This is a genomic window from Pseudomonas sp. FG98 (genome assembly GCF_057808595.1).
Genome location: NZ_JBMDIJ010000015.1, coordinates 59,651 through 82,018 on the forward strand (window position 1 = coordinate 59,651; position 22,368 = coordinate 82,018).

Genomic DNA, 22,368 nt, shown 5'->3' on the forward strand with positions numbered 1-22,368 from the left:
CGGAACAGCCTGGAGCGTGGGGAGGTGGCGGCTACGCCCCGCCGCGCGCCGGGTTGGCGACGCGGCGAAGACGCGGCATTACAGGCTGTTGAACAGGCTCAGTTGGCTGACCCGGCTGAACGCCGCCTGCGAGGCCTGGAGCATGGTCTGTTGCAGGGTCAGGCGGGTCATCACCTCGGCCGGATCCGAGTCGCGGATCGAGGACTGGGTGCTGGAGTTGGCGATGCTCAGGCTTTCGTTGGCCAGCTCCTGCAGGTCGAGCGCCTTGCCGCGGGCACCGATGGAGGTGACGGTGTAGCCAAGCTGGTTCTGCCCGCTGCTGATGTTGGCAATGGCCGAATCCAGGCTGGCACTCAACCGCTGCTGTGCGACCGGATCGCCGTCCACCGGCTGTTCCAGGGCCTTGCGCAACTGGCTGACGGTTTCCAGGATGTTCTGGGTCTGGTGCTTGTTCACCGTGACGCTGTACTGGTCGGTGTCGCTTGGCGTGGCGCTGAAGTTGAAGGTGACGCCGGCGGCGGTAAGGCTGGTAGCCCCTGCCGCCAGGGTGCCTTCGCTGACCGGCCGGCTATCGGCGGTCATCGGCTGGGCATACAGCGCGTAGGTACCGCCGGTGCCGAACTTGAGCACGGCGCCGCCTTCCGGGAAGGCCTTGGCATACAGCGCCGAGTCGCTCACCGAAGTGCTGGTGATCTGGGTGGTCGAGGTATTGCCCGGGCTGCGGGTACCGTTGATCTCGTCCGGCTTGGAGGCCAGGGTGAAGCTGTGGCCGGTCAGCGCCGCGGTGGTCTCGCCTTCCTTGAGGTTGACGTTCAGCTTGAGGTCGACGCCACGGAAGGTGATGGCGATGCTGCCGGTGGTGTTCGGGTCGATCACCCCGGCGGCAGTGGCTTCGCTGGTGTAGTCGTTGCCGGCCTGGTCGGTGATGGAGAACTGGGTCGGACTGACCATGGTGATGGTGTACGGCTCATTGGCGCGGAACGCGTCGTTGTAGCCGATGTTGGCCGAGACCTGGCCGTTGGACAGGGTCATGCGCACGTCGGCGGCATTGGTCGGCGCAGTCAGGGTGGTCTCGGTGCGGCTGGTGTTGATCGCCTGCTGGAAGGTGGCGAAGCCGCTGTCGTTGCTGGCCATGGTCAGCATGTCGCCGACCTGCAGCTGCAACTGGGTGTTGTCGCCCTGATAGGTGTAGGTGCCATCGCCATTGCGCACGAACGGCTGGGTCTCGCCCTTGGACCCGGAGAACAGGAACTGGCCGTTCTCGTCACGGGTATTCATCAGGCTGAACAGTTGCTCTTCCAGCTTGCCCAGCTCGGTGGCCGTGGCCTTGCGCTCGGTGTCGGTGAAGGTGGCGTTGCCCGCCCCCAGCGCCAGCTCGTTGACGCGCTGGAGGATGGTGTTGATCGAGTTCAGGGTGGTCTCGGACTGGCTCAGGCTGTTGCGCACCGAGGTGGTGTTGGTCGCGTACTGGTCGAGCAACGAGCTCTGGTGTTCGAGCTGCAGCAGGCGCGCCGCCCCTACCGGATCGTCGGCGGCGGTACGCACGCGGATCAGGTCGCTGGCCTCCTCGCTGGTCTTGACGATGTTCGAATAGTTGCGCGAGTAGTTGGCGGTACTGGATTCGTAGTACTGGGAAGTGGAAATACGCACGGTCTACGTCTCCTTTAAAGTGAACCGATCAAGGTATCGAACATTTGCTGCGCCGCCTTGATGATCTGCGACGATGCCGTGTAGTACTGCTGGTACTTGACCAGGTTGGCGGCTTCTTCATCCAGCTGCACGCCGGACAGGGAGTCGCGCGAGGCCTTGGCCTGGGTCAGGATGGCCTCGGTGGCCGAGCTGTCCATCTGCGCCTGCTTGGTCTTGGCGCCGACGCTTTCCACCAGCTTGCCGTAGGCATCGGTGAGGCTGACGCCCTTGGTGGCGCTGCCGACGTCGACGGTCTGCTTGTTCTGCAGTTCGAGCAGACTGAGGCCGTTGCGGTTGTCCGAAGAAGCCGCGCCAGTCAGGGACACGGTGAAGCTGTCGTTGGTTTTCGGGGCACCGCTGACATCGATGGTGAAGCTGAAGTTCTTCTGTACGTTGTTGCCGTCGAGCACCGGCGCGCCATTGGCGTCGACCATGGGCACATTGATCTGCAGCGTGTTGCTCTGCCCTGGCAGGAAGGTGCCGTTGCCGATGGCGGTGCCCTTGGAGTCGACTACCTGATAGGTCTGCGGGGAGACGGTACTGTCACCGAAGACCAGGCGCACCGGCGTCGAGTACTTGATGCCGTTCTGCAGTTCCAGGCGCTGGGCCGGGTCGGCGATGTCGAGGACCGAGGTCAGCACTGGCTGGGCGATCACGCCGGTGCCAGTGTTGCTGCCGCCAGAGGTGGCGGTCAGCGGCGCGGCCATGGCCAGCTTCTTCGAGTCGGTCATGACCACGTCGAGATTGGCCGCGCCATTGCGCGTCGGGGTGATCTTGAAGCTGTCGCCGGCGCTGACCGCACCACCGTTGAGATTCAGGCTGAAGCCGTCGATCACCGGCTGCGGGTCATCGTTGAGATCGAAGGTGCCCATGCTGGTGTTGTCCGGCAGCTTGCGCACGGTATAGCTGGTGGCGCTGGTGAAGGTCACCTGGTAGTCGCTGGTGCTCAGCAGGCCGGTGTCCTTGATCACCACGTCGAGGTTGCCGGAGCCGGTGCTGTTGCCGGTCATGGCCAGACTGCGCCCGGCCATGTCGGCGGCGCTGTTGATATCGTTGAACAGCGCCGAGCCGAACTCGCCGTTCTTGTCGATGCCCTGGGCCAACTGGGTGTTCATCTTGTCAGCCATGACCAGGGCCAGGCGACCGATCTCGTTCTGCGCCGGGATCAGGGTTTCCTTGCGATAGCGCAGCAGGCCGCCGATCTCGCCACCGGTGAGGGAGTTGGTCACGTCCACGGTGGTGTTGTTGTAGCCCAGCTTGATCGACACCTGGCTCGGGTCGGTAGTGCTGGTCACCACGCTCAGGGCGTTGACGCTGGTACCGAGGACCAGGGACTGGCCGTTGGCCAGGGTCACGTCGATGTTGCCGTTGCGGTTGGTCGTCTGCACGCCGACCAGTTCGTTGAGCTGGCGGATGGTCTCGTCGCGCTGGTCCATCAGGTCGTTAGGCTGGCCATTGACTGCCGCGACCTTGGCGATCTGCTCGTTCAACTGGGCAACGGTCTTGGCCAGGTTGTTGACCTGTTCGGTCATCGACTTGAGGTTGCCGTTGATGTTGCTGTTCTGTTCCTTGAACTGCGCGCTGATGGTGTTGAAGCGGTTGGCCAGCGCTTCGGCGTTGGTCAGCAGCAACTGCCGCGAGGCATCGTCGTTGGGCTTGGCGGACAGGCCCTGGAGGGCGGTGAAGAAGTTCTTCAGGGCACCGGTGACGCCGGTGTTGGCATCGGACAGCAGGTTGTCCACCGAGCTGATCTGGCTCAGGTAGGACGCGGCGTCACTGTTGAGCGAGGTGCTGGTCTGCAACTGGTTGTCGAGGAAGGCGTTGTACACCCGGCGCACGTCGGCCAGGGTGGTACCGGAGCCGATGAATACCTGGCCGTAGCGGATCGAGCCGGCCGTGGTCTGGACGTTCTGCTGGCGCGAATAGCCGGCAACATCGGCGTTGGAAATGTTGTTACCCGTGGTATGCAGGCCCGACTGGGCAGCCGCAAGTCCCGACATCCCGATGCTGATCAAACTCGCCATGGTTCAAACCTTATAGTTTCGTAGTTGGGCTAATCGCCGCGTAGCTTTCGTACGACTTCATCTGTTTTGCGATCTGCGAGATCTTGCTGGCGTAGTTCGGGTCGGTTGCGTACCCGGCCTTTTGCAGCTCTCGCACGAATTGTTCTGGGTTATCGGCCGACTTCACCGCATCTTGATAGCGCGAATTGTTCTGCAGCAGGCTGACCAGGTCGTGGAAGCTGTCCTGGTACGAGTCGTAGGAGCGGAACGCCGCGGTCTCCTTGACGAACTGACCGTCGCGGAACTCGCTGGTGATCGCCCGCGCCGAATCGCCCTGCCAGTTGCCGGTGGCCTTGATGCCGAACAGGTTGTGGCTGCTGCTGCCATCGGAGGCGCGCATGACCGACTTGCCCCAGCCGGTTTCCAGGGCCGCCTGGGCCACCAGGTAGCGCGGATCGATACCGATGCGCTTGGCTGCCTGCTCGGCCATCGGCAGCATGGTGGCGACGAAATCGTCGCTGGAGTCGAAGGCCTTCTTCGCCGGTGCCAACGGTGGCTGGGCCACGGCGCGACCGTAGACGCGCATCGACGAGCCGGGCGCGGCGAAGGTCTGCGCCGGCTCCCAGTCGCCCTTGACCACCGCGTCGGTCATGGCCGTGGTACGCCCGGGAATGGCCGCGGTATTGGTGGTCGCGGCATTGCCGTTGGCAGACGGCACGATACCGGCCAGCAGGCGGTCGGTGAGCTTGCCCGGCAAGGCCAGGCGCCGCGAATTGAGGGCGGCGACGTCGTTGCGGGTGCTGGCGGTTTCCTCGGCCTTGCGCGCCGGCTCGGCCACCTTGCTTGCCCACAGCGCGCGCTGCTCGGTGTCCACGCGGGGGAACGGGCTGGTATTGACGCTGCTCGACTTCTGCTTGGACAACTGGCGCATCAGCACGTCCTGCAGACCGATGCCCCCGCCCTCGCGGGACAGGCTCACCGCCAGCTGCTGGTCGTACATCGACTGGTACTGCTTGGTGGTCTCGGTGTTGAGCGGGTTGTCCTTGGCCAGCACGTCGGTGGCCGAGCGTACCGACTTGAGCATTTCGTTGAGGAACAGCGACTCGAATTCCTGCGCCACCTTGCGCAGGTTGCCCTCGCTGTCGCGGTCACCCACCTTCAGCGAATTGAGGCGATTGAGGTCGGTGTAGGCACCGCTGTCGGCGGTGCTGAACATCGTGCTCTTGGGCAGATCCATGGGCGCCGTTCCTCAGATCACGATCAGGTCGGCCTGCAATGCGCCGGCCTGCTTCAGGGCTTCGAGGATCGCCATCAGGTCGCTGGGCGCGGCGCCCACCTGGTTGACGGCACGGACGATCTCGTCAAGCGTGGTGCCCGGGCCGAACTTGAACATCGGCTTGGCTTCCTGCTCGGCATTGACCCGCGAACGCGGGACCACGGCGGTCTGGCCATTGGAGAACGGCCCCGGCTGGCTGACGATCGGGTCTTCGGTGATGGTCACGGTCAGGCTGCCGTGGGTCACCGCCGCCGGCGACACCTTGACGTTCTGGCCAATGACGATGGTGCCGGTACGGGAGTTGATGATGACCTTGGCCACCGCCTGGCCCGGATCGATCTCGAGGTTTTCCAGGATCGACAGGTAGTCGACGCGCTGGCCCGGATCGAGGGGTGCGGTGACCCGCACCGAACCGCCATCGACGGCCTGGGCGACACCCGGGCCGAGCAGTTCGTTGACCTTGTCGACGATGCGCTTGGCCGTGGTGAAGTCCGGGCGGTTGAGGTTCAGGGTCAGGCTGTTGCCCTGGTTGAAACCACTGGGCACGGCGCGTTCCACCGAGGCACCACCGGGAATCCGGCCGGCCGACGGAACGTTGACGGTGATCTTCGAACCATCACGACCCTCGGCATCGAAGCCCCCCACCACCAGGTTGCCCTGGGCGATGGCGTAGACGTTGCCATCGATACCCTTGAGCGGGGTCATCAGCAGGCTGCCGCCGCGCAGGCTTTTCGAGTTGCCGATGGAGGACACGGTGATGTCCACCACCTGGCCCGGCTTGGCGAACGGAGGCAGGTCGGCATGCACCGACACTGCGGCAACGTTCTTCAACTGCACGTTGCCCGACCCCGCCGGCACCTTGATGCCGAACTGCGAGAGCATGTTGTTGAAGGTCTGCAGGGTGAACGGGGTCTGGGTGGTCTGGTCACCCGTACCGTTCAAGCCGACCACCAGGCCGTAGCCGATCAACTGGTTGGAGCGCACGCCGGAAATGCTGGCGATGTCCTTCAGCCGCTCGGCCTGGGCACTGAATGCCGAGGCCAGCAGAAGGGTCGCTGCGACGAGTTGCTTGAAGTTGAGCATGGGCATCCGGACCTAGAACGGGAACAGCGGGCTGAGGAAGAAACGGTCGAACCAGCCAGGCTGGCTGGCATCGGCGAAGGCCCCGGTACCGGAATAGGTGATGCGCGCATCCGCCACCCGGGTCGAGGACACGGTGTTGTCGGTGCTGATGTCGTCGGCACGGACCAGGCCGGCGATGCGCACCAGTTCGTCACCGGTGTTCAGGGTCATCCACTTCTCGCCGCGCACGGCGATGATGCCGTTGGGCAGCACGTCGGCCACGGTCACGGTGATGGAGCCGGTCAGGGTGTTGCTCTGCGCCGACTTGGCATCGCCCTTGGTACCGCGCTCGCCGCTGTAGCCGGCACTGAGGCTGAGGTCATTGCCACCGATCGGGTTGTTGGTGGTCAGGCTGGAGCCGAACAGCGAGGTCAGACCGATGTTGGCATTGCTGTCCTTGTCGATCTGCGAGTTGGCGTTCTTGCTCGCCTGGGTCCGCTCGTTGAGGGTGATGGTGATGATGTCACCGACCCGGAACGCCTTGCGGTCGCTGTACAGGTTCTGCTCGAACCCGGCCTGGTAGATCGAACCGTTGTTGGCGGCCGCCGGCAGGGGCGTACGCGGCAACACTGGCGCGTAATACGGATCGTTGGGCTTCGGCGTCGGACCGACGCAACCTGCCAGCAACACCGCCCCCCCCAGGGCGACGACGGACAACAAACGGTTCATGACTCTGACCTCACGGTGTAACGAATGGAGCGAAATGGCTCTGGCTATGCGATTACAGATTCTGCGTGACGTACGACAGCATCTGGTCGGCGGTGGAAATCACCTTGGAGTTCATTTCGTAGGCACGCTGGGTAGTGATCATGTTGACCAGCTCTTCCACGGTGCTGACGTTGGAGTTTTCCAGGGTCTGCTGCATGGTGGTACCGAAGCCGTTGAGGCCCGGGGTACCGATCTGCGGCGCGCCGCTGGCGGCGGTTTCCAGGAACAGGTTGCCACCCAGGGATTGCAGGCCGGCCGGGTTGATGAAGTCGGCGGTCTGGATGTTGCCGATGATCTGCGCCGCAGGGTTGCCGGCGGTGGTGATCGAGACGGTGCCGTCCTGACCGACGGTGAAGGTCTGCGCGTCAGGCGGTACGACGATGGCAGGTTCCAGGGCGAAACCGTTGGCGGTGACGACCTGGCCGTCGGAGTTCAGGTGGAAGGTACCGTCGCGAGTATAGGAAACGGTGCCGTCCGGCTGCAGGACCTGGAAGAAGCCACGGCCGTTGACCGCGAGGTCCAGCGGGTTCTCGGTGGTCTGCAGGCTGCCGGTCATGAAGTTTTTCTGGGTGCCGACGATGCGCACACCAGTACCGACCTGCAGACCCGACGGCAGCTCGCTGTCCTGGGTCGACTGGGCACCAGGCTGGCGCTTGACCTGGTAGAGCAGGTCCTGGAACTCGGCACGATCACGCTTGAAGCCGGTGGTCGAGACGTTGGCCAGGTTGTTGGAAATGACGGTCAGGTTGGTGTCCTGGGCGGACAGACCGGTTTTACTGACCCAAAGAGCCGGAAGCATGCTGTTCTCCTGGTACGCCTGTTTTACGGCGCTACGCCTGTGTCAATTAGCTGATTTGCAAAACCCGAGCCATGGCTTCGTCGCCTTCCTTGGCCGTGTTCATCATCTTTACGTGCAATTCGAACTGCCGGGCCAGCGCCAGCACCGAGGTCATTTCCTCCACGGCGTTGACGTTGCTGGCCTCGAGAAAACCGGACACCACCTGCACGTTGGCATCGGCGTCGGCGGGCTGGCCGCTCTTGGTGTGGATCAGGCCGTCGAGGCCCTTGGTCATGTTCTTCAGGTCGGGGTTGACCAGCTTGATGCGGTCGACCTCGGCCATCACCCGCGGGCCTTCGCCCATGGCGCGGATGGTGATGGTGCCGTCCTGGCCGACTTCGATCTTCTGCTCCGGCGGCACGGCGATCGGACCGCCATTGCCCATCACCGGCATGCCGTTGCCGGCACGCAGGACGCCGACCGCATCGATGTTCAGGCTGGCGGTACGCACGTAGGCTTCGCTACCGTCCGGCGCCTGTACGGCGATGAAGCCGTCGCCGCCGACGGCGATATCCAGGTCACGGCCGGTTTCCTGCAGGGCACCCGGAGTGAAGTCGGTAGCCGGGCGCTCGGTCATGGCATAGGCGCGCGCCGGAAAGCTGTCACCGAACACCGGCATCGAACGCGCCTGCTCCAGGTCGCGCTGGAAACCGCTGGTGGAAATGTTCGCCAGGTTGTTGGCATGGGCCTTTTGCGCCAGCGCGTTCTGGCTGGCGCCGGTCATGGCCACGTAAAGCATCTTGTCCACAGTCATCCTCCGCTGGGCTGGCGAACACTTGCCGTTCACCGCTGCTGTCGAGCGATGGAAGCAATTTTCGAACCAGATCTTGAACAGACCGGAAAAGGCCCGTGTTTTCGGGGCTTTGATGGTTTCGGGAGAGCGCGCGGGAGAGGAAGAAGACAAATTATCGGCGGTACGTTTGCCGGAGGGCGGCAAGATCCCGCCCCCCCTGCACAGCAGGAATCAGTCCCGACACCCGGCGTTGTTGAACGGCCCGGCAAAGCGCCGCCACCCCTCCCCCGGCGAATGCTGGGCACACACCAGACGTCCGTCGGCCTGGCTTTCCCAGCGATACCAGGGCGCCATGGCCGCCACCGCATACCCGCCCAGCAGCACCAGCAATCCGATCACGAGACAACGCTTCATTTCTCACCTCACTGAAACGACAAGCCCCCGCCCGAATCGGGAAGGGGCTCGCCTTGCCACGCTATCCAGCCAGCATCAGGTCATCTGGATGATGGTCTGCATGATGGCGCTCTGGGTGGAAATGGTCTTGGCGTTGGCCTGGTAGTTGGACTGCGCCTTGACCAGTTCGACCAGCTCCTGGGTCAGGTTCACGTTCGACTCTTCCAGGGAGTTGGAGGCGATCGAACCCAGGGTGCCGGTCTTCGGTACGTCGATGCCCGGGATACCCGAGTTGTAGGTTTCCTTCCAGCGGGTACCACCCTGCTGCTCCAGACCCTGCTCGTTGGCGAAGCTGGCAATGGCCAGCTGGCCGATGGCGCGGGATTGCTGGTTGCTGAAGCTGGCGAACAGCACGCCGGTGGAGTCGATGCTCAGGCTCGACAGGATGCCGGTGGCATAACCGTCCTGGGACTGGGACAGACGCGCCGTCTCGGTGTTGTAGGAGGTGGTCGAATTCATGTCCAGACGGATGCCGTCCGGGTTGGCAGCGGAACCGTTCGAGGCCCAGGTGCCGGTGGTGGCGTTGTACGCCGCCGGGATCCAGTCCTTCACGGTGAAGACGTTGTTCACCACCTCGAAGCTGTCATCCGGAGCGACCGAACCGGTCATGGTGTTGATGCTGCCATCGGACTTGAAGGTCATGGTGCCGGTCAGGGGCACGGTGCTCGCCGGGTTCTGCGGATTGCGACCGTCGATCAGGGTGTACATGGTCCAGGTGTTCTGGTCGGTCTTGCGATAGTACTGCTCCATGGTGTGCTTATTACCCTGGCTATCGTAGATCTCGGTCGAGAACTTCTTGCTGTAGGTGGTTTCATCGGTCGGCACGAAGGCCGGACCAGCCGGGGTGGCGGTCGGCAGCGGGATGCTGTCGGACGAGGAGTTCAGGTTGATGCCCTGGTCGATCAGGCTGGTGGCCTTGGGCGCCAGCGCCGAGGTATCGATCTTCAGGTCGGTCAGGCCGGCCTTGAGGATGGTGCCGTTCTCGTCAGCCGCGTAGCCCTGCAGGCGCAGGCCATCGGAGGTGACGACGTAGTTGTCCTTGTTGGTCTGGAAGGCGCCGGCACGGGTGTAGCTCAGCGAGCCGTTGTCGCTGAGAATGAAGTAGCCCTGACCCTGGATGGCCATGTCCAGCACGTTGCCGGTGTTGTTCACGTCACCCTGGCCGAACTGCTGGGAAACCGCGGCCAGGCGCACGCCGTTGCCGACGGTCTTGCTGCCGACGCCGAGCTTGCTCGCCGAGTAGACGTCTTCGAATTCCGCGCGGGAGGATTTGAAGCCGGTGGTGGCAACGTTGGCGATGTTGTTGCCGGTAACGTCCAGCTGCTTGCTGGCTGCATAGAGACCGCTAAGGCCGATATTGAAGGACATCTTTCACTCCTGTGCCGTTAGCCGGCTCTATATACCGATGGTTTGCACTTTGGACAGCGCGACGCTGCCCAGACCGGCGAGATTGAGCATCATCTCGCCCCCTGTCTGACTGATGGTGACGCTGCTGACGGTGGCCGGGAGCAGGGTGTACATCTCCATGGCCTTGCCGTCGACGGTGGTGGTCGCCTTGAAGGTGTAGGTGTCCGGCGCGACCACTTCGCCTTTTTCGTTCTTGCCGTCCCAGACGAACGCGGCGTTGCCGGTGGACTGGTCGCCCAGGTCCAGGGTACGCACGGTGTTGCCGTCCTTGTCGGTGATGGTCACCTTGACGTCGGTGACCGACTGCGGCACCACCACCGAACCGTTCAGGCTCTTGCTGGTATCGACCACAGCCTTGTCGGTCTGGGCGATCACCGAGCGACCGACCAGGGACGAGGCCTGCAGGGCCTGGGACGATTTGTAGTTGCTGGAAATCGCGGTGACCGACTCGTTCAGCGAGGTGATGCCCTCAAGGCTGCTGAACTGCGCGAGCTGGGCGACGAATTCGCTGTTGTCCTGCGGATCGAGCGGGTTCTGGTGCTGCATCTGGGTCACCAGAAGCTGCAGGAACGCGTCCTTGCCGAGGGTCTGGCCACCGGTGGAGCTGTTGGTGGCGGAGGCGACGCCGGATTGCGAGGTGGTGCTCTTGACCCCGGACGCCTTGATGACGTCGTTGAGGTTCACCCCTGCTGTCGTATCGTTGACGCTAGCCATTGGCGCGGTCCCTTATCACTGACCCAGGGTCAGAACTTTCTGCATCATGGTCTTGGCCGTGTTCATCAACTCGGCGTTGGTCTGGAACGAGCGGCTGGCCGAGATCATGTCAGCCATTTCCTCGACCACGTTGACGTTCGGGTAGTAGACGTAGCCGTCCTTGTTCGCCGCCGGGTGGTTCGGCTCGTAGCGGGCCTCGAGGTTGCTCTGGTCCTCGACCACGCCGAGCACCTGCACGCCCTGCCCTGCCGCGTCCTGGTCCTGGAACAGCGACTGGCTGCCGTTCTGCGCCTGCTGGAAGGTGGTGGCAAACACCGGGTGACGGGCACGGTAGGTCTGGTCGATGCTCGACGAGACGGTCTCGGCGTTGGCGATGTTCGAGGCGACGGTGTTCAGACGGGTGGTCTGGGCGCTCATGCCGCTACCGGCGATGTTGAAAACACTGGCGAGGGACATGGATTACTCTCCGCGCAGGGCCGAAACCAGCCCTTTGAATTTACTGTTGAGCAGCGTGAAGCTGGCCTGGAAGCCCACGGCGTTTTCCGCGTAGTTGGACTGCTCCATCTGCGCATCGACGGTGTTCTGGTCGATCGACGGCTGCGCCGGCGTGCGGTATTGCAGGGCCTCGTCGCTGAGGCTCACGCCATCGGCCTCGATGTGCCGGGCGTTGGTCCGCTCCAGGGCAAAATGACCGCCCTTCTGGGTCTTTTCGGTCTCGGCGGCGAGCACGCTGGAAAAGTCCATGTCCCGCGCCTTGAAGTTCGGCGTATCGGCGTTGGCGATGTTGTTGGCCAGCACCTCGGCGCGCTGGGCACGGAAGCTCAGGGCCTTTTCATGGATACCGAGCGCTTTGTCGAAACTGATGCTCATGTCGGGGAAACCTTCGAAGGTTGACCGGATGGTTCGTTGGCGATGAGAGAGCAAGTCCTGTGCCAAAAAACGAAACCCCAGTAAAACCGGGGCTTTTGCGATTTTGCCGGGGGTGGCAATGACGGAAAAGCGGCAATTACTTTCCGCTGGATGCCGCCCGCGGCAGGAGAAAGCGGCAACACAGCCGAAAAAACCGGCGCCAAAAACATGTCATTTTAATATCAAGTCTTTTAACATCCGCCCGCTCGTTGCGTGGCGATTAGCCACTACCACCGTCCCGGCTGTTGCCACGCAAGGAATGCATCATGACTACAAGACGTTTAAGGACTGAACCGTGACTTCCATGCTTTTCCGCAAGACCCTGCTCGCCGTGGCCATCACCGCCACTACCCTTCCTGCCTATGCACAGACCGTGCAACTGACCGATGCCGGCTTCGTCAGTGACCGCCAGTTCTATACCGAAGACCTGGAGATCACCGGCAGCTACAACGGCGGTGCCGATGAGGACGCCATCGCGCTCAACGGCAGCTACCTGGAAAAGAACCTGATCCTCAATGCGACGATCAATAGCACCGGCGACTTCGCTGGCGGCGTGGATATGGACGCCTTTAGCCAGGCAACCAATTGGTACCCCACCTACATCACAGGTGACGTCACCAACAAAGGCAGCATCAGCGCCATTGGCAGCGGAGCCAACGCACTGCTGATCGACCCGGCCGTTATCGGCGGCAGCGTGATCAACGAAGGCCTGCTCTATGCCAAGGGCGAGCCGCTGCAAGACGACAATGACATCGATGCTGCCCGAGCCATCGACATCAGCGGGTCAAGCATCATCGCCAAAAACCTGGTGAATACCGCCAGCGGCCGCATCATCGCCGAAGGCACGAACGCCAAGGGCATCAGCATGGAAGGCGGCAGTATCGTCGGCAAGCTCATCAACGACGGCCTGATCCAGGTCACCGGTGATGGCGCCACGGCCGTCGACATCACCACCAACGAACACACCTGGCCCTCCGACATGGCCGACCTGGGCGGCATCGAGAACCACGGCACCATCATCGCCAGCGGCGACGATGCCGAAGGCATCCGCATCGACGGCGTCAGCTTTACCAGCAAAGATGCACACCTGATCAACACCGGCACGATCCAGGCCACCGATGCCGCTATCGTCGTCGGCGGTACCGACATCGACGTCTACAACGAGCAGAACGCGCCAATCCAGATCATCAACAGCGGCAAGCTGATCTCCGCCGACGAAGCCGTGGACGCTAGCGAGGCCAACAAAGACGTTCATCTGATCCTGCAGGACGGCAGCCAGATCACCGGCAACCTGATCGACCTGGACAACATCGAGGTAACCGGCAACGTCGACTTCACCGGCACCGACAGCACAAGCGATGGCTACAACATCCGCATGTGGGACCCCGAGACCGAATGGCTCGACGTCGGCAGCGTCTCCGAAGAAACCCCGGCCCAGCTCAACCTGCTGAGCGCTCACACCAGCCTGGATGGCAACCTGTACGTCGCCGGCAATTCCGCGCTGGGCCTGAACCTGTACAGCGCCACCAACCCCAACGTAGCGGTCCTGAGCGTTACCGGCACCGCCCAATTCGGCAAGGACGCGCAGATCAAGCTGGCCGCGCAGGGTAGCGACTTCTCCGCCAACGGCAGCGTGTACACGCTGATCCAGGCCGGCCAGATCGAGGTACTGACCGCTGACGGCGAAGAGGTCGACCCGAACGGCAAGCTGAATCTGGTCAGCTCTTCCGCGCTGCTCAACGTCGACAGCTACACGCTGGAAAACAACACCCTGGTGGCTACCGTCACCGGCAAGGGCGAGAGCGAAATCAACGACATCATCACCGGCAACGGCGGTTCGGCGAACAGCCAGAAGGCCATCGGCAGCCTGCTCAACGACGGTGTGATCGGTCGCATCAGCCAGCAGAACCCCAACGACCCACTGCTGCAAACCCTGCTCAACGCCAACGAAGCCGACCTGACCCGCGTCGCCGAGCAACTGACCCCGGAAACCAACGGCGGCGCCACCCAGGCGGCCACCACCAGCCAGAACCTGGTCAGCAACGTCACCGGCAGCCGCACCAGCAGCCTGCGCGGTGCCTCGTCGGGTGAAGCCTTCAAGGAAGCCGGTGTCTGGGTACAAAGCCTGTACAGCGACGCCACCCAGGACCTGCGTGACGGCGTGGCCGGCTACAACGCCTACAGCCGCGGTATCGCCGTGGGTGCAGACGGCAAGCTGAACGACCAGTTGACCCTGGGCCTGGCCTACAGCTTCATCAACACCGACGTGAACGGCAAAAGCGGCAACAAGACCGAAGTCGACAGCCACGCCTTCACCCTGTACGGCGGTTATGAGCTGGGCAACTACTTCGTTGACGGCAGCCTGACCTACGGCATCAACGACAACGACAGCAAGCGCCAGATCGCCAGCACCCAGGCCAAGGCCAGCTACGACAGCGACCTGCTCGGCCTGAACCTGGTCGGTGGCTACACCTGGAAGATCAACCCGCAAGTGCTGGTCGAACCACGCCTGGCCGCGCGCTACAGTCTGGTGAACATCGACGGTTACCGCGAGAAGGGTTCGTCGGCGGCGCTGAAAGTGGAAGACCAGCGCTACGAAGCGATCGAGCTGGGCGCAGGCGCACGTGTTGCCGGCAGCTTCAACCTCGGTGCCGGCACCCTGGAGCCGCAGGTCAAGCTGATGGCTTACCACGACTTCGCCGCCGACCAGGCCAGCAGCACCTCGACCTTCCTGCTCGGCAACACGCCGTTCGTTACCACCGGCGCCAAGGCCGTGCGCAACAGCTACGAAGCCGGTATCGGTACCGACTACAAGCTGGGCGCCGTCACCCTGGGCGTGAACTACGACTACATCGGTAAATCGGGCTTCGATGCCGATGTGTTCAGTGCCAAGGTGCGTTACGACTTCTGATCGCGGTTTGATCGGATGAAATGAAAAGCCCCCGGTTGTGAGACCGGGGGCTTTTTCTTGGCGACGCGATCCAGGTAGGAGCGTGGTTTACCCGCGATGGACCGCGGCAGCGGTCCCAGAACCTGCCCTACCAGAACATCTGGATAAATTCGATCAGGCAGGCGCTGAAACCAGGACTGGCTTATGACAGATATTCGTGCTGGATGGTTTTGGGACCGCTGGCGCGGTCCATCGCGGGTAAACCACGCTCCTACCTGAACCGCGTCATTTAGCCTGGTAGATGATCCCCGGACTGCACTGGACCATCTGGTAGTGATCCGGCAGACCGTTCAGCGCCTCGGACGCGCCGAGGAACAGGTAGCCGCCAGGTTTCAGCGTGGCATGGATGCGGGTGAGGATGTCCTTCTTCACCTGCGCCGAGAAGTAGATCAGCACGTTGCGGCAGAAGACGATGTCAAACTTGCCCAGGGCGGCGTAGCTGTCGAGCAGGTTGAACGAGCGGAACTCAACGCGGCTGCGAATTGGCGCCTTGATCGCCCAGCGCCCCGGCCCCTTGGGATCGAAGTAACGCTGCAGGCGCTCCTGGGACAGGCCACGGGCAATCGCCAGGCTGTCGTACTCGCCGGTCTTGCAGTTGGCCAGCATCGCACCGGAGAGATCGGTGGCGACGATCTGCGCGCCCATCTTCAACTGACCGATGTTGGTGCGCTCGTACTCGTCGAGGGTCATGGAGATCGAGTAAGGCTCCTGGCCGGACGAACAGGCCGCCGACCAGATGCGCAGGCGCTGCCCCGGGTTATTGCGGGCCAGCTCCGGCAACACCTTGTTCTTCAGCACTTCGAATGGATAGGTATCGCGGAACCAGAGGGTTTCGTTGGTGGTCATGGCATCGACCACCTGCTCGCGCAAACCGCTGCGCGGCTGGCTCTGGATGCGTTGCACCAGTTCGGTCAGCGTCTTGATGCCCTGCTGTTCCATCAGCTTGTTGAGACGGCTGGAAACCAGGTACTGCTTATTTTCGCCCAGCAGGATGCCACAGGCTTTTTCCAGGAAGACCCGGAACTGTTCGAAATCCAAATTACCCGTAGACAATGGTGCCGCCTCTTAAATCGTGTACAACGCCAGGGGCCTGCGCCCCCGGCCATTAATGTGTGGCATTGATCCGGTCGACCACCCGCTGCGCCAGGTCGTCCGGCCTGAACTTGGCGAGGAAGTCGTCGGCTCCGACCTTCTTCACCATGGCCTGGTTGAACACCCCGGACAGCGAAGTATGCAGGATGATGTGCAGGTTTTGCATGCGCGGGTCGTTGCGAATCTCGGCCGTCAGCGTGTAGCCGTCCATCTCCGGCATCTCGATGTCGGAGATCATCATCAGGAACTCCTCTTCCGGACGCTTGCCTTCGTCGACCAGATTCTTCAGATAGTCCAGCGCCTGGCGACCGTCATTCAACGCCACCACCTCGACACCGACGGTCTGCAGACAGCGACTGACCTGCTTGCGCGCCACCGACGAGTCATCCACGGTGAGCACCCGCAAGGACACCGCCTTGCTGTGCACCTCGGCATTGACCACGCCGGTGGACACCGATTCGGACGCTGGCGCCACCTCGGCCAGGATCTTCTCGACGTCGATGATCTCGACCATCTTGTTGTCGACCCGGGTCACTGCGGTGAGGTAGTGATCGCGGCCGGTCCCCTTGGGTGGCGGATGGATCTCTTCCCAGTTCATGTTGACGATGCGTTCGACCGAGTGCACCAGGAAGCCCTGGGTCTTGGTGTTGTACTCGGTAATGATGACGAAACTCTTGCTCGGATCCTGGTTCTCCAGGGGAGGCAGACCCGTCGCCATCGCCAGATCCAGGATCGGGATGGTCGCCCCACGAATATTCGCGACACCGCGCACGACCCGGCTGGCCTTGGGCAGAAGCGTCAGGCTCGGGCATTGCAGCACTTCCCGAACCTTGAACACGTTGATCCCGTACAACTGCTCGCCGCGCAGGCGGAACAGCAGCAGTTCGAGACGATTCTGCCCTACCAGTTGCGTGCGCTGGTTCACCGAATCCATAACACCAGCCATGCCAGACTCCTCAACCGAAGCTTGGGGCAGCGTACCCGGTCGGCACGCGCCTTGCTTTTCAACTTTTATGATTACGAAAACGACATTTTTCCGACGCCTGCACCGCCATCTGCCCGGCTTCCTTGCTGCGCTGTGCTTATTGACTCCTGGCGCTCGAACTCTGGCTGACACCTTCACCTTGCCTGAAGTGCTTATCGGTGTCACCCAGGGCTTTCTTGAGTTCTCCGTCGAAGACTATTTGCAAAAGAGCCAGACCGAGGGTCGCTACGAGATCCAGGTCAACAACCTCGACCCGCGTTTGCGCATGCCGTTGTGCAGCGAACAGCTCGGCGCCAGCCTGGAAAGCCCGGCCCAGCCCCTGGGCCGGGTGACCGTGCGGGTGCGCTGCGATGGCAGTTCGCCATGGACGGTCTTCGTACCCGCCCAGGTCAAGCTGTTCCGCGATGTGGTGGTGGTCAGCCGTCCGCTCAAGCGCGACGCCGTGGTCGTGGAACAGGACGTGGCCCTGCGTGAACGCGACGTCGGCCTGCTCAACCAGGGTTTTCTCTCCAGCCTCGACCAGGCCATAGGACAGAAAGTCGTCCGACCAATGGTCATCGACCAGATCGTCACGCCCGTCCATCTGGAACAGGCCGAGGTGATCCGCAAGGGTGATCATGTGGTCATCACCGCCCGCAGCGGCACGCTGGCCGTGCGCATGCCGGGCGAAGCACTAAGCAAGGGCGGGATCAGCGAGCAGATCCGGGTACGCAACCTGAACTCCAAGCGGGTGGTAAAGGCCAGGGTAACCGGACCGGGACAGGTAGAGGTTTCCATGTGACCTTGTGACGCACGCCACTACGGCGCAGATGAAGGCTGGCGATCAGCAGGCGCATTTTCTAGACTATGCGTATTACGGGCTGATGGCGCCGCCACGAATGTTCGTTCATTCGTGCCTAAAGTTTTTTTCGGGTTGGCCGAAAAAAGGGCAAGCGTCCTATTCCCGAGAGGTTTTCTGATCATGGTCATCGACTTCAGTCGTTTGAATAACTCCCCGTCAGTGACGGGCGGCCTGCGCACTGGCACCAGCCAGGAAAGCGCCGCCAGCAACCGCGCAGGCCAGTCCGACGCGGCTGCCGCCACCGCCCAGAGCGGGGAGACCGTACACCTCAGCCATGAGGCCCAGCAGTTGCAACAGGTCAGCGACAAGCTGCGCGACCAGCCTATCGTCAACAGCGACCGCGTGGCCGCGTTGAAACAGGCCATCGCCGACGGTAGCTACCAGGTCGACGCCAACCGCGTCGCCAGCAAACTGCTCAATTTCGAAGCTCAGCGCTAGCCCTCGGCGCGCTGACTTCAAGGACGCCAAGACCAAGAGCCAGCCATGCACGACACGACCCTGCTGCAACTGATCGAAGAAGATATCGGCCCGGCGGAACAGCTGCTCCAGCTGCTGCGGGACGAATATGTCGCCCTGCACGGCCGGGACATGCCGACGCTGGAAGACATCCTGGCCTACAAGCAATCGCTGGTAGTGCTGCTCGATCAGAACGGGCGTCGGCGCAGCGAGCTGCTCGCCAGCCTGGGCCTGACCCCGAACCGCGCCGGCGTCGAGGTTCTGGCCAGCCAGTCGCACCTTGGCCCGCAATTGCTGCAACAACTCGATGTGCTGGGCAATCTGCTCAACGAGTGCAAGGCGGTCAACGAGCAGAACGGCGCATCCATCGTGCTGCAGCAGGCCAGCACGGCCAACCAGATCAGAATCCTCATGGGCGGCGAAGCCCCTTCGCTCTACGACAGCCGGGGCTCGACCTCGCCGCTCTCCAAGCCTCGTGCGCTCAGCCAGGCGTGACCCTCTATCAAGGCACACCGCATGCTGGCAGAATGCCCGCTGCGTGTGTCGTTTTTGCCTGGAGATTCATCAACCGTGTTCAATGACGTAGAAGCTCCGCAGCCTCCGAAGGTGTTCACCACGCCTCTGGAAATTGCCGCCAACTTGCGGATGCTGCAAGAGAGCCATGATCCGCTGATCATTACCTTCCATGAGCGCAGTCAGCGTTTCCAGAGCTACGTGGTCGAGGTCGACCGCGATAACAATGTCCTGGCCCTGGATGAAATGATCCCGCGTGACGGCGAGCGTTTCCTGGAAAACGGCGAACCCTTCCGGGTCGAAGGTTTCCACGACGGCGTGCGGATCGCCTGGGAATGCAACCAGCCGCTGAGCATCGATAACTCCGGTGACGTCCGCTGCTACCGCGGCACCCTGCCCGTCGAAGTGACCTATCACCAGCGTCGCAACGCCTTCCGTGCCGCCCTCAAGCTGTCGCAACTGGTCGACGTCGTGCTCGATGGCGACAAGCTCAAGGGTGCTGGCGCCATCCGTGGCAAGCTGCTGGACATCTCCGCAACCGGCTGCAAGCTGCGTTTCGACGGCGATATCGAAGAGCGCCTGCAACTGGGCCAGGTCTACGACAAATTCGCAGCAAGTGCCCCTCTGGGCCTGACCCAGATGTCGGTTGAGCTGCGCCACCTGCACTTCGAAGAGCGCCTGGGCGCAACCTTCGCCGGCGTGCGCTTCCACAACCTCACCGGTCAGATGCAACGCAAGATCGAGAGTTTCGTCTATCAATTGCAACGCGAAGCGCGGCGCTTCGACAAAGACGATTACTGATCAATCGACAACGGGGACCGCATGCGGTCCCCGCTTCGTTCAGAGCGGCTTGGCCGGCTCCTGAGCAGCCCCTTCCGGCTTTACCTCCCCCGCCTCTTCCTCGGCTTCGGTATCCTCGGCCGCCACCGGCGTCTGCATCTGTTCCTGCACCACCTGCTCGTTCACCCGTGGGTCGAGGGCTGCAGCCAACGGCGAACTGGCCGCCGGCATGGCCACGTGGGACAGCGGCGCATCGTCCACCTGATGCAGCCCGGTAACCGCATCCGGGCGAATCCGCCAGACCAGCACCAGAGCGAAGAACGTGAAGAAGGCATACAGCATCTGGTCGCCGAAGGCCTGCATCAGCGCCCCCGCCGCCAACGGGCCGATGCTCGCACCGACGCCATAGGTGACCAGGAGCATCGCCGTCAGCGATACCCGCCGCTCGCCCTCCACATGGTCGTTGGAGAACGCCACCGCCAGCGGATAGAGACAGAACTGCAGCAGCGAAACCAGGAAACCGGCGACGAACAGCACCAGCATCGGCACCCCGGGCAGGATCGCCAGCGGCAGCGAAGCTACCGCCAGGCCGATGGCCACGCTGCGGATCAGCACCGCGCGGTCATAACGGTCGGAGAGCCAGCCCAGCGGCCACTGCACCAGCAGCCCGGCGAAGATGCACACACCCATGAAGATACCCACCTGCTCGGTGGTCAGGCCCTGCTTCGAGGCATACAGCGGCGCAAGGCCGTAGAAGGCGCCGAGAATCAGTCCGGCGCCAAGCACCGTGCTCAACGACTGCGGCACCCGCTTGATGAAGAAGCGCGGCTCCATCGGCGCCGGGCGCAGCGGCGCCGGGTGGATGCGCCGGGTCAGCGCCACCGGCACCAGGCACAGGGCAAAGCACATGGCGACCAGCATCAGCAGTTCAGGCCCGAGCTGCGGGTGCACCACCAGGATCAGCTGGCCCAGCACCAGGCCCAGGTAGGAGGCGATCATGTAGCCGCTGAACACCGCACCGCGATGCTTGGCATCGGCCTGTTCGTTGAGCCAGCTCTCGATGACCATGTATTGGCACATCATGCCGAGGCCGACGATCACCCGCAGGAACAGCCAGGCCGGGAGGAAGCTGACCAGCCCGTGCCCCAGCACCGCCGCGCCGACGATCCCGGCACAGGCGGCATAGGCGCGGATATGCCCGACCCGGGCGATCAGGCGGTGACCGATCTTGCCGCCAAGAGCAAGGCCGAAGTAGTTGGCCGCCATCAGGGCACCGACCCAGAGGCTGTCGACCTGGTCGGCGGTGAGGCGCAAGGCCAGGTAGGTACTCAACAGGCCGGAGCCGATCAACATCATCAACGCGGCAAAATACAGCGCGCGAAAAGACTTCCAGATAGTGCGCATCAGCGTCCCGAACGGCCTCTTGAGCTGGTGGAAAAACTGCCTGAAAGCATAAGTGATTATTCCTCTGGCGCGGCCGGCCCTGGCGAAAAAAACAAAAGGCCGATTACGCCAGAAAACAGCGTAATCGGCCTTCTATCCCGTGCCTTTGCTGTCAGGCCTGGGCCGCCAGCACGCGTCGCTCCCAAGGCGTGATCTCATCGAAGAAGCTGGTCAGCTCCTGGGTCTTGGTGGCGATGTAGCCGGCGATGAACTCCTCGCCGAACAACTCCCGCGCCAGGCTGCTGCGCTTGAGTCGATCGATGGCCGCATGCAGGGTGCACGGCAGCGAGAGATGATCCGGAACCTCGAATTCACCCTGGATCGCCGCAGTAGGCTGCAAGCCCTGCTCGATACCGTGCAGGCCGGCGGCAAGGCTGGCGGCGATCGCCAGGTAAGGGTTGGCGTCGGCACCCGGCAGGCGGTTCTCCACCCGCCTGGCCACCGGCGAACTGGCCGGGATACGCAGGCCGGCGGCGCGGTTGTCTTCCGACCAGCAGGCATTGTTCGGCGACGCATAGGGATGGCACAGGCGCTGGTAGGAATTGACGTTAGGCGCGAACAACGCCGTGAAGTCCGCCATGCATGCCTGCTGGCCCGCGATGAACTGATAGAACAGGTCGGTAGGCTTGCCGTCGGCAGCACTGAACACATTGCGACCGCTAGCGATCTCCACCAGGCTCTGGTGGATATGCATCGAACTGCCCGGTGTATGCGCCAGCGGCTTGGCCATGCACACCACGGTCAGGCCATGCTTGAGCGCGACTTCCTTGAGCAGATGCTTGAACAGGAAGGTCTGGTCGGCCAGCAACAGCGGATCGCCGTGGAGCAGGTTGATCTCGAACTGACTGACACCCATTTCGTGCATGAAGGTGTCACGCGGCAGGCCCAGCGCCTTCATGCAACGGTAGACCTCCTGGAAAAACGGACGCAGGCCGTTGTTGGAACTGACGCTGAAAGCCGAATGCCCGTCCTCGCGGCGGCCATCCAGGCCGAGAGGCGGCTGGAACGGCTGGGTAGGGTCGGGGTTGGCGGCGAAGACGAAGAACTCCAGTTCGGTCGCCACCACCGGCGCCAGACCGCGAGCAGCGTAACGGGCGATCACCGCCTTGAGCTGGCCGCGGGTGGACAGGCCGGAGCTTGCGCCACTGAGTTCGTCGGCATCGCAGATGGCCAGGGCACGCGGCTCGGCGCTCCAGGGCAGGCGGTGGATCTGCGTGGGGTCGGCCACCAGTGCCAGGTCGCCATCGTCGCCACCGTAGAAGCGCGCCGGCGGATAGCCGCCCATGATGCATTGCAACAGCACGCCCCGCGCCAGTTGCAGGCGCCGGCCTTCGAGGAAGCCCTCGGCGGTCATCACCTTGCCGCGCGGCACGCCGTTGAGGTCTGGCGTGACGCATTCGATTTCATCAATGCCCGTCAAACGCTCTTCCAGGGAGCGCTGAACATTGGTCGTCAT

The 22,368-nt window shown here is 62.9% G+C and carries 21 protein-coding genes; 5 read left to right on the top strand and 16 right to left on the bottom strand.

What is annotated here, in order from left to right:
* Positions 1-78: 78 nt before the first annotated feature.
* From ACODSK_RS12670 to flgB, 12 genes are all read right to left on the bottom strand, one after another.
* Positions 79-1,650 (bottom strand): flagellar hook-associated protein 3, encoded by a 1,572-nt coding sequence (locus ACODSK_RS12670; protein WP_489016427.1) that lies wholly within the window; start codon positions 1,648-1,650, stop codon positions 79-81.
* A 14-nt stretch (positions 1,651-1,664) separates the two neighbouring features.
* The gene (gene flgK / locus ACODSK_RS12675) at positions 1,665-3,713 is read right to left on the bottom strand and encodes a flagellar hook-associated protein FlgK (RefSeq protein ID WP_489016429.1); all 2,049 of its coding nucleotides are present in this window, start codon (positions 3,711-3,713) and stop codon (positions 1,665-1,667) included.
* 10 nt (positions 3,714-3,723) lie between these two features.
* A complete protein-coding gene (flgJ, locus tag ACODSK_RS12680) occupies positions 3,724-4,929 on the bottom strand; it encodes a flagellar assembly peptidoglycan hydrolase FlgJ (RefSeq protein ID WP_489016430.1) in 1,206 nt (401 codons plus the stop codon).
* A gap of 12 nt (positions 4,930-4,941) precedes the next feature.
* Entirely contained in the window at positions 4,942-6,051 is a 1,110-nt protein-coding gene (locus ACODSK_RS12685; RefSeq protein WP_489016431.1) for a flagellar basal body P-ring protein FlgI, read from the bottom strand.
* Positions 6,052-6,063: 12 nt separating this feature from the next.
* Positions 6,064-6,759 (bottom strand): flagellar basal body L-ring protein FlgH, encoded by a 696-nt coding sequence (gene flgH / locus ACODSK_RS12690; protein WP_489016432.1) that lies wholly within the window; start codon positions 6,757-6,759, stop codon positions 6,064-6,066.
* A gap of 52 nt (positions 6,760-6,811) precedes the next feature.
* Positions 6,812-7,597 (bottom strand): flagellar basal-body rod protein FlgG, encoded by a 786-nt coding sequence (flgG, locus tag ACODSK_RS12695; protein ID WP_489016434.1) that lies wholly within the window; start codon positions 7,595-7,597, stop codon positions 6,812-6,814.
* A 46-nt stretch (positions 7,598-7,643) separates the two neighbouring features.
* Positions 7,644-8,384, bottom strand: a complete 741-nt coding sequence (locus tag ACODSK_RS12700) for a flagellar basal body rod protein FlgF (RefSeq protein ID WP_489016435.1) — start codon at positions 8,382-8,384, stop codon at positions 7,644-7,646.
* Positions 8,385-8,600: 216 nt separating this feature from the next.
* Positions 8,601-8,783: a hypothetical protein gene (locus ACODSK_RS12705; protein WP_489016437.1), complete on the bottom strand. Its 183-nt coding sequence runs from the start codon at positions 8,781-8,783 to the stop codon at positions 8,601-8,603.
* Positions 8,784-8,858: 75 nt separating this feature from the next.
* Positions 8,859-10,190 carry a flagellar hook protein FlgE gene (flgE, locus tag ACODSK_RS12710; RefSeq protein ID WP_489016438.1) on the bottom strand — a complete coding sequence of 444 codons (1,332 nt, stop codon included), beginning with the start codon at positions 10,188-10,190 and terminating at the stop codon, positions 8,859-8,861.
* 27 nt (positions 10,191-10,217) lie between these two features.
* A complete protein-coding gene (flgD, locus tag ACODSK_RS12715; protein WP_489016440.1) occupies positions 10,218-10,943 on the bottom strand; it encodes a flagellar hook assembly protein FlgD in 726 nt (241 codons plus the stop codon).
* 15 nt (positions 10,944-10,958) lie between these two features.
* Positions 10,959-11,399, bottom strand: coding sequence for a flagellar basal body rod protein FlgC (gene flgC / locus ACODSK_RS12720; RefSeq protein ID WP_009402938.1), 441 nt, complete (start codon positions 11,397-11,399; stop codon positions 10,959-10,961).
* 3 nt (positions 11,400-11,402) lie between these two features.
* A complete protein-coding gene (gene flgB / locus ACODSK_RS12725) occupies positions 11,403-11,813 on the bottom strand; it encodes a flagellar basal body rod protein FlgB (RefSeq protein ID WP_489016442.1) in 411 nt (136 codons plus the stop codon).
* Positions 11,814-12,156: 343 nt separating this feature from the next.
* Between flgB and ACODSK_RS12730 the strand changes: the two genes are divergently transcribed.
* Positions 12,157-14,763, top strand: a complete 2,607-nt coding sequence (locus ACODSK_RS12730; protein ID WP_489016493.1) for an autotransporter family protein — start codon at positions 12,157-12,159, stop codon at positions 14,761-14,763.
* Between the two features lie 264 nt (positions 14,764-15,027).
* Here ACODSK_RS12730 and cheR read toward each other — a convergent pair whose 3' ends face one another.
* Both cheR and ACODSK_RS12740 read right to left on the bottom strand, forming a co-directional pair.
* On the bottom strand, positions 15,028-15,855 hold the full coding sequence (cheR, locus tag ACODSK_RS12735) for a protein-glutamate O-methyltransferase CheR (RefSeq protein WP_489016444.1): 828 nt from the start codon (positions 15,853-15,855) through the stop codon (positions 15,028-15,030).
* A gap of 52 nt (positions 15,856-15,907) precedes the next feature.
* Positions 15,908-16,840, bottom strand: coding sequence for a chemotaxis protein CheV (locus ACODSK_RS12740; RefSeq protein WP_489016446.1), 933 nt, complete (start codon positions 16,838-16,840; stop codon positions 15,908-15,910).
* Between the two features lie 67 nt (positions 16,841-16,907).
* Between ACODSK_RS12740 and flgA the strand changes: the two genes are divergently transcribed.
* The 4 genes from flgA (at position 16,908) to ACODSK_RS12760 (ending at position 19,490) form a co-directional block, all read left to right on the top strand.
* A complete protein-coding gene (gene flgA / locus ACODSK_RS12745) occupies positions 16,908-17,660 on the top strand; it encodes a flagellar basal body P-ring formation chaperone FlgA (protein ID WP_489016448.1) in 753 nt (250 codons plus the stop codon).
* A gap of 180 nt (positions 17,661-17,840) precedes the next feature.
* Positions 17,841-18,158, top strand: a complete 318-nt coding sequence (gene flgM / locus ACODSK_RS12750; protein ID WP_489016450.1) for a flagellar biosynthesis anti-sigma factor FlgM — start codon at positions 17,841-17,843, stop codon at positions 18,156-18,158.
* Between the two features lie 45 nt (positions 18,159-18,203).
* The gene (locus tag ACODSK_RS12755; protein WP_489016452.1) at positions 18,204-18,671 is read left to right on the top strand and encodes a flagella synthesis protein FlgN; all 468 of its coding nucleotides are present in this window, start codon (positions 18,204-18,206) and stop codon (positions 18,669-18,671) included.
* A gap of 75 nt (positions 18,672-18,746) precedes the next feature.
* Entirely contained in the window at positions 18,747-19,490 is a 744-nt protein-coding gene (locus ACODSK_RS12760) for a flagellar brake protein (RefSeq protein WP_489016453.1), read from the top strand.
* 39 nt (positions 19,491-19,529) lie between these two features.
* Here ACODSK_RS12760 and ACODSK_RS12765 read toward each other — a convergent pair whose 3' ends face one another.
* Positions 19,530-20,873, bottom strand: a complete 1,344-nt coding sequence (locus ACODSK_RS12765; RefSeq protein ID WP_489016455.1) for an MFS transporter — start codon at positions 20,871-20,873, stop codon at positions 19,530-19,532.
* A gap of 151 nt (positions 20,874-21,024) precedes the next feature.
* Positions 21,025-22,266 carry a glutamine synthetase family protein gene (locus ACODSK_RS12770; RefSeq protein WP_489016495.1) on the bottom strand — a complete coding sequence of 414 codons (1,242 nt, stop codon included), beginning with the start codon at positions 22,264-22,266 and terminating at the stop codon, positions 21,025-21,027.
* Between the last annotated feature and the right edge of the window lie 102 nt (positions 22,267-22,368).

Bases quoted from the DNA above. Each gene is read 5' to 3' on its own strand.
- flgK (WP_489016429.1), bottom strand. From the start codon at position 3,713: ATGGCGAGTTTGATCAGCATCGGGATGTCGGGACTTGCGGCTGCCCAG.
- flgJ (WP_489016430.1), bottom strand. From the start codon at position 4,929: ATGGATCTGCCCAAGAGCACGATGTTCAGCACCGCCGACAGCGGTGCC.
- ACODSK_RS12685 (WP_489016431.1), bottom strand. From the start codon at position 6,051: ATGCTCAACTTCAAGCAACTCGTCGCAGCGACCCTTCTGCTGGCCTCG.
- flgH (WP_489016432.1), bottom strand. From the start codon at position 6,759: ATGAACCGTTTGTTGTCCGTCGTCGCCCTGGGGGGGGCGGTGTTGCTG.
- flgG (WP_489016434.1), bottom strand. From the start codon at position 7,597: ATGCTTCCGGCTCTTTGGGTCAGTAAAACCGGTCTGTCCGCCCAGGAC.
- ACODSK_RS12705 (WP_489016437.1), bottom strand. From the start codon at position 8,783: ATGAAGCGTTGTCTCGTGATCGGATTGCTGGTGCTGCTGGGCGGGTAT.
- flgE (WP_489016438.1), bottom strand. From the start codon at position 10,190: ATGTCCTTCAATATCGGCCTTAGCGGTCTCTATGCAGCCAGCAAGCAG.
- flgD (WP_489016440.1), bottom strand. From the start codon at position 10,943: ATGGCTAGCGTCAACGATACGACAGCAGGGGTGAACCTCAACGACGTC.
- flgC (WP_009402938.1), bottom strand. From the start codon at position 11,399: ATGTCCCTCGCCAGTGTTTTCAACATCGCCGGTAGCGGCATGAGCGCC.
- flgB (WP_489016442.1), bottom strand. From the start codon at position 11,813: ATGAGCATCAGTTTCGACAAAGCGCTCGGTATCCATGAAAAGGCCCTG.
- ACODSK_RS12730 (WP_489016493.1), top strand. From the start codon at position 12,157: ATGCTTTTCCGCAAGACCCTGCTCGCCGTGGCCATCACCGCCACTACC.
- ACODSK_RS12740 (WP_489016446.1), bottom strand. From the start codon at position 16,840: ATGGCTGGTGTTATGGATTCGGTGAACCAGCGCACGCAACTGGTAGGG.
- flgA (WP_489016448.1), top strand. From the start codon at position 16,908: ATGATTACGAAAACGACATTTTTCCGACGCCTGCACCGCCATCTGCCC.
- flgM (WP_489016450.1), top strand. From the start codon at position 17,841: ATGGTCATCGACTTCAGTCGTTTGAATAACTCCCCGTCAGTGACGGGC.
- ACODSK_RS12755 (WP_489016452.1), top strand. From the start codon at position 18,204: ATGCACGACACGACCCTGCTGCAACTGATCGAAGAAGATATCGGCCCG.
- ACODSK_RS12765 (WP_489016455.1), bottom strand. From the start codon at position 20,873: ATGCGCACTATCTGGAAGTCTTTTCGCGCGCTGTATTTTGCCGCGTTG.
- ACODSK_RS12770 (WP_489016495.1), bottom strand. From the start codon at position 22,266: ATGACCGCCGAGGGCTTCCTCGAAGGCCGGCGCCTGCAACTGGCGCGG.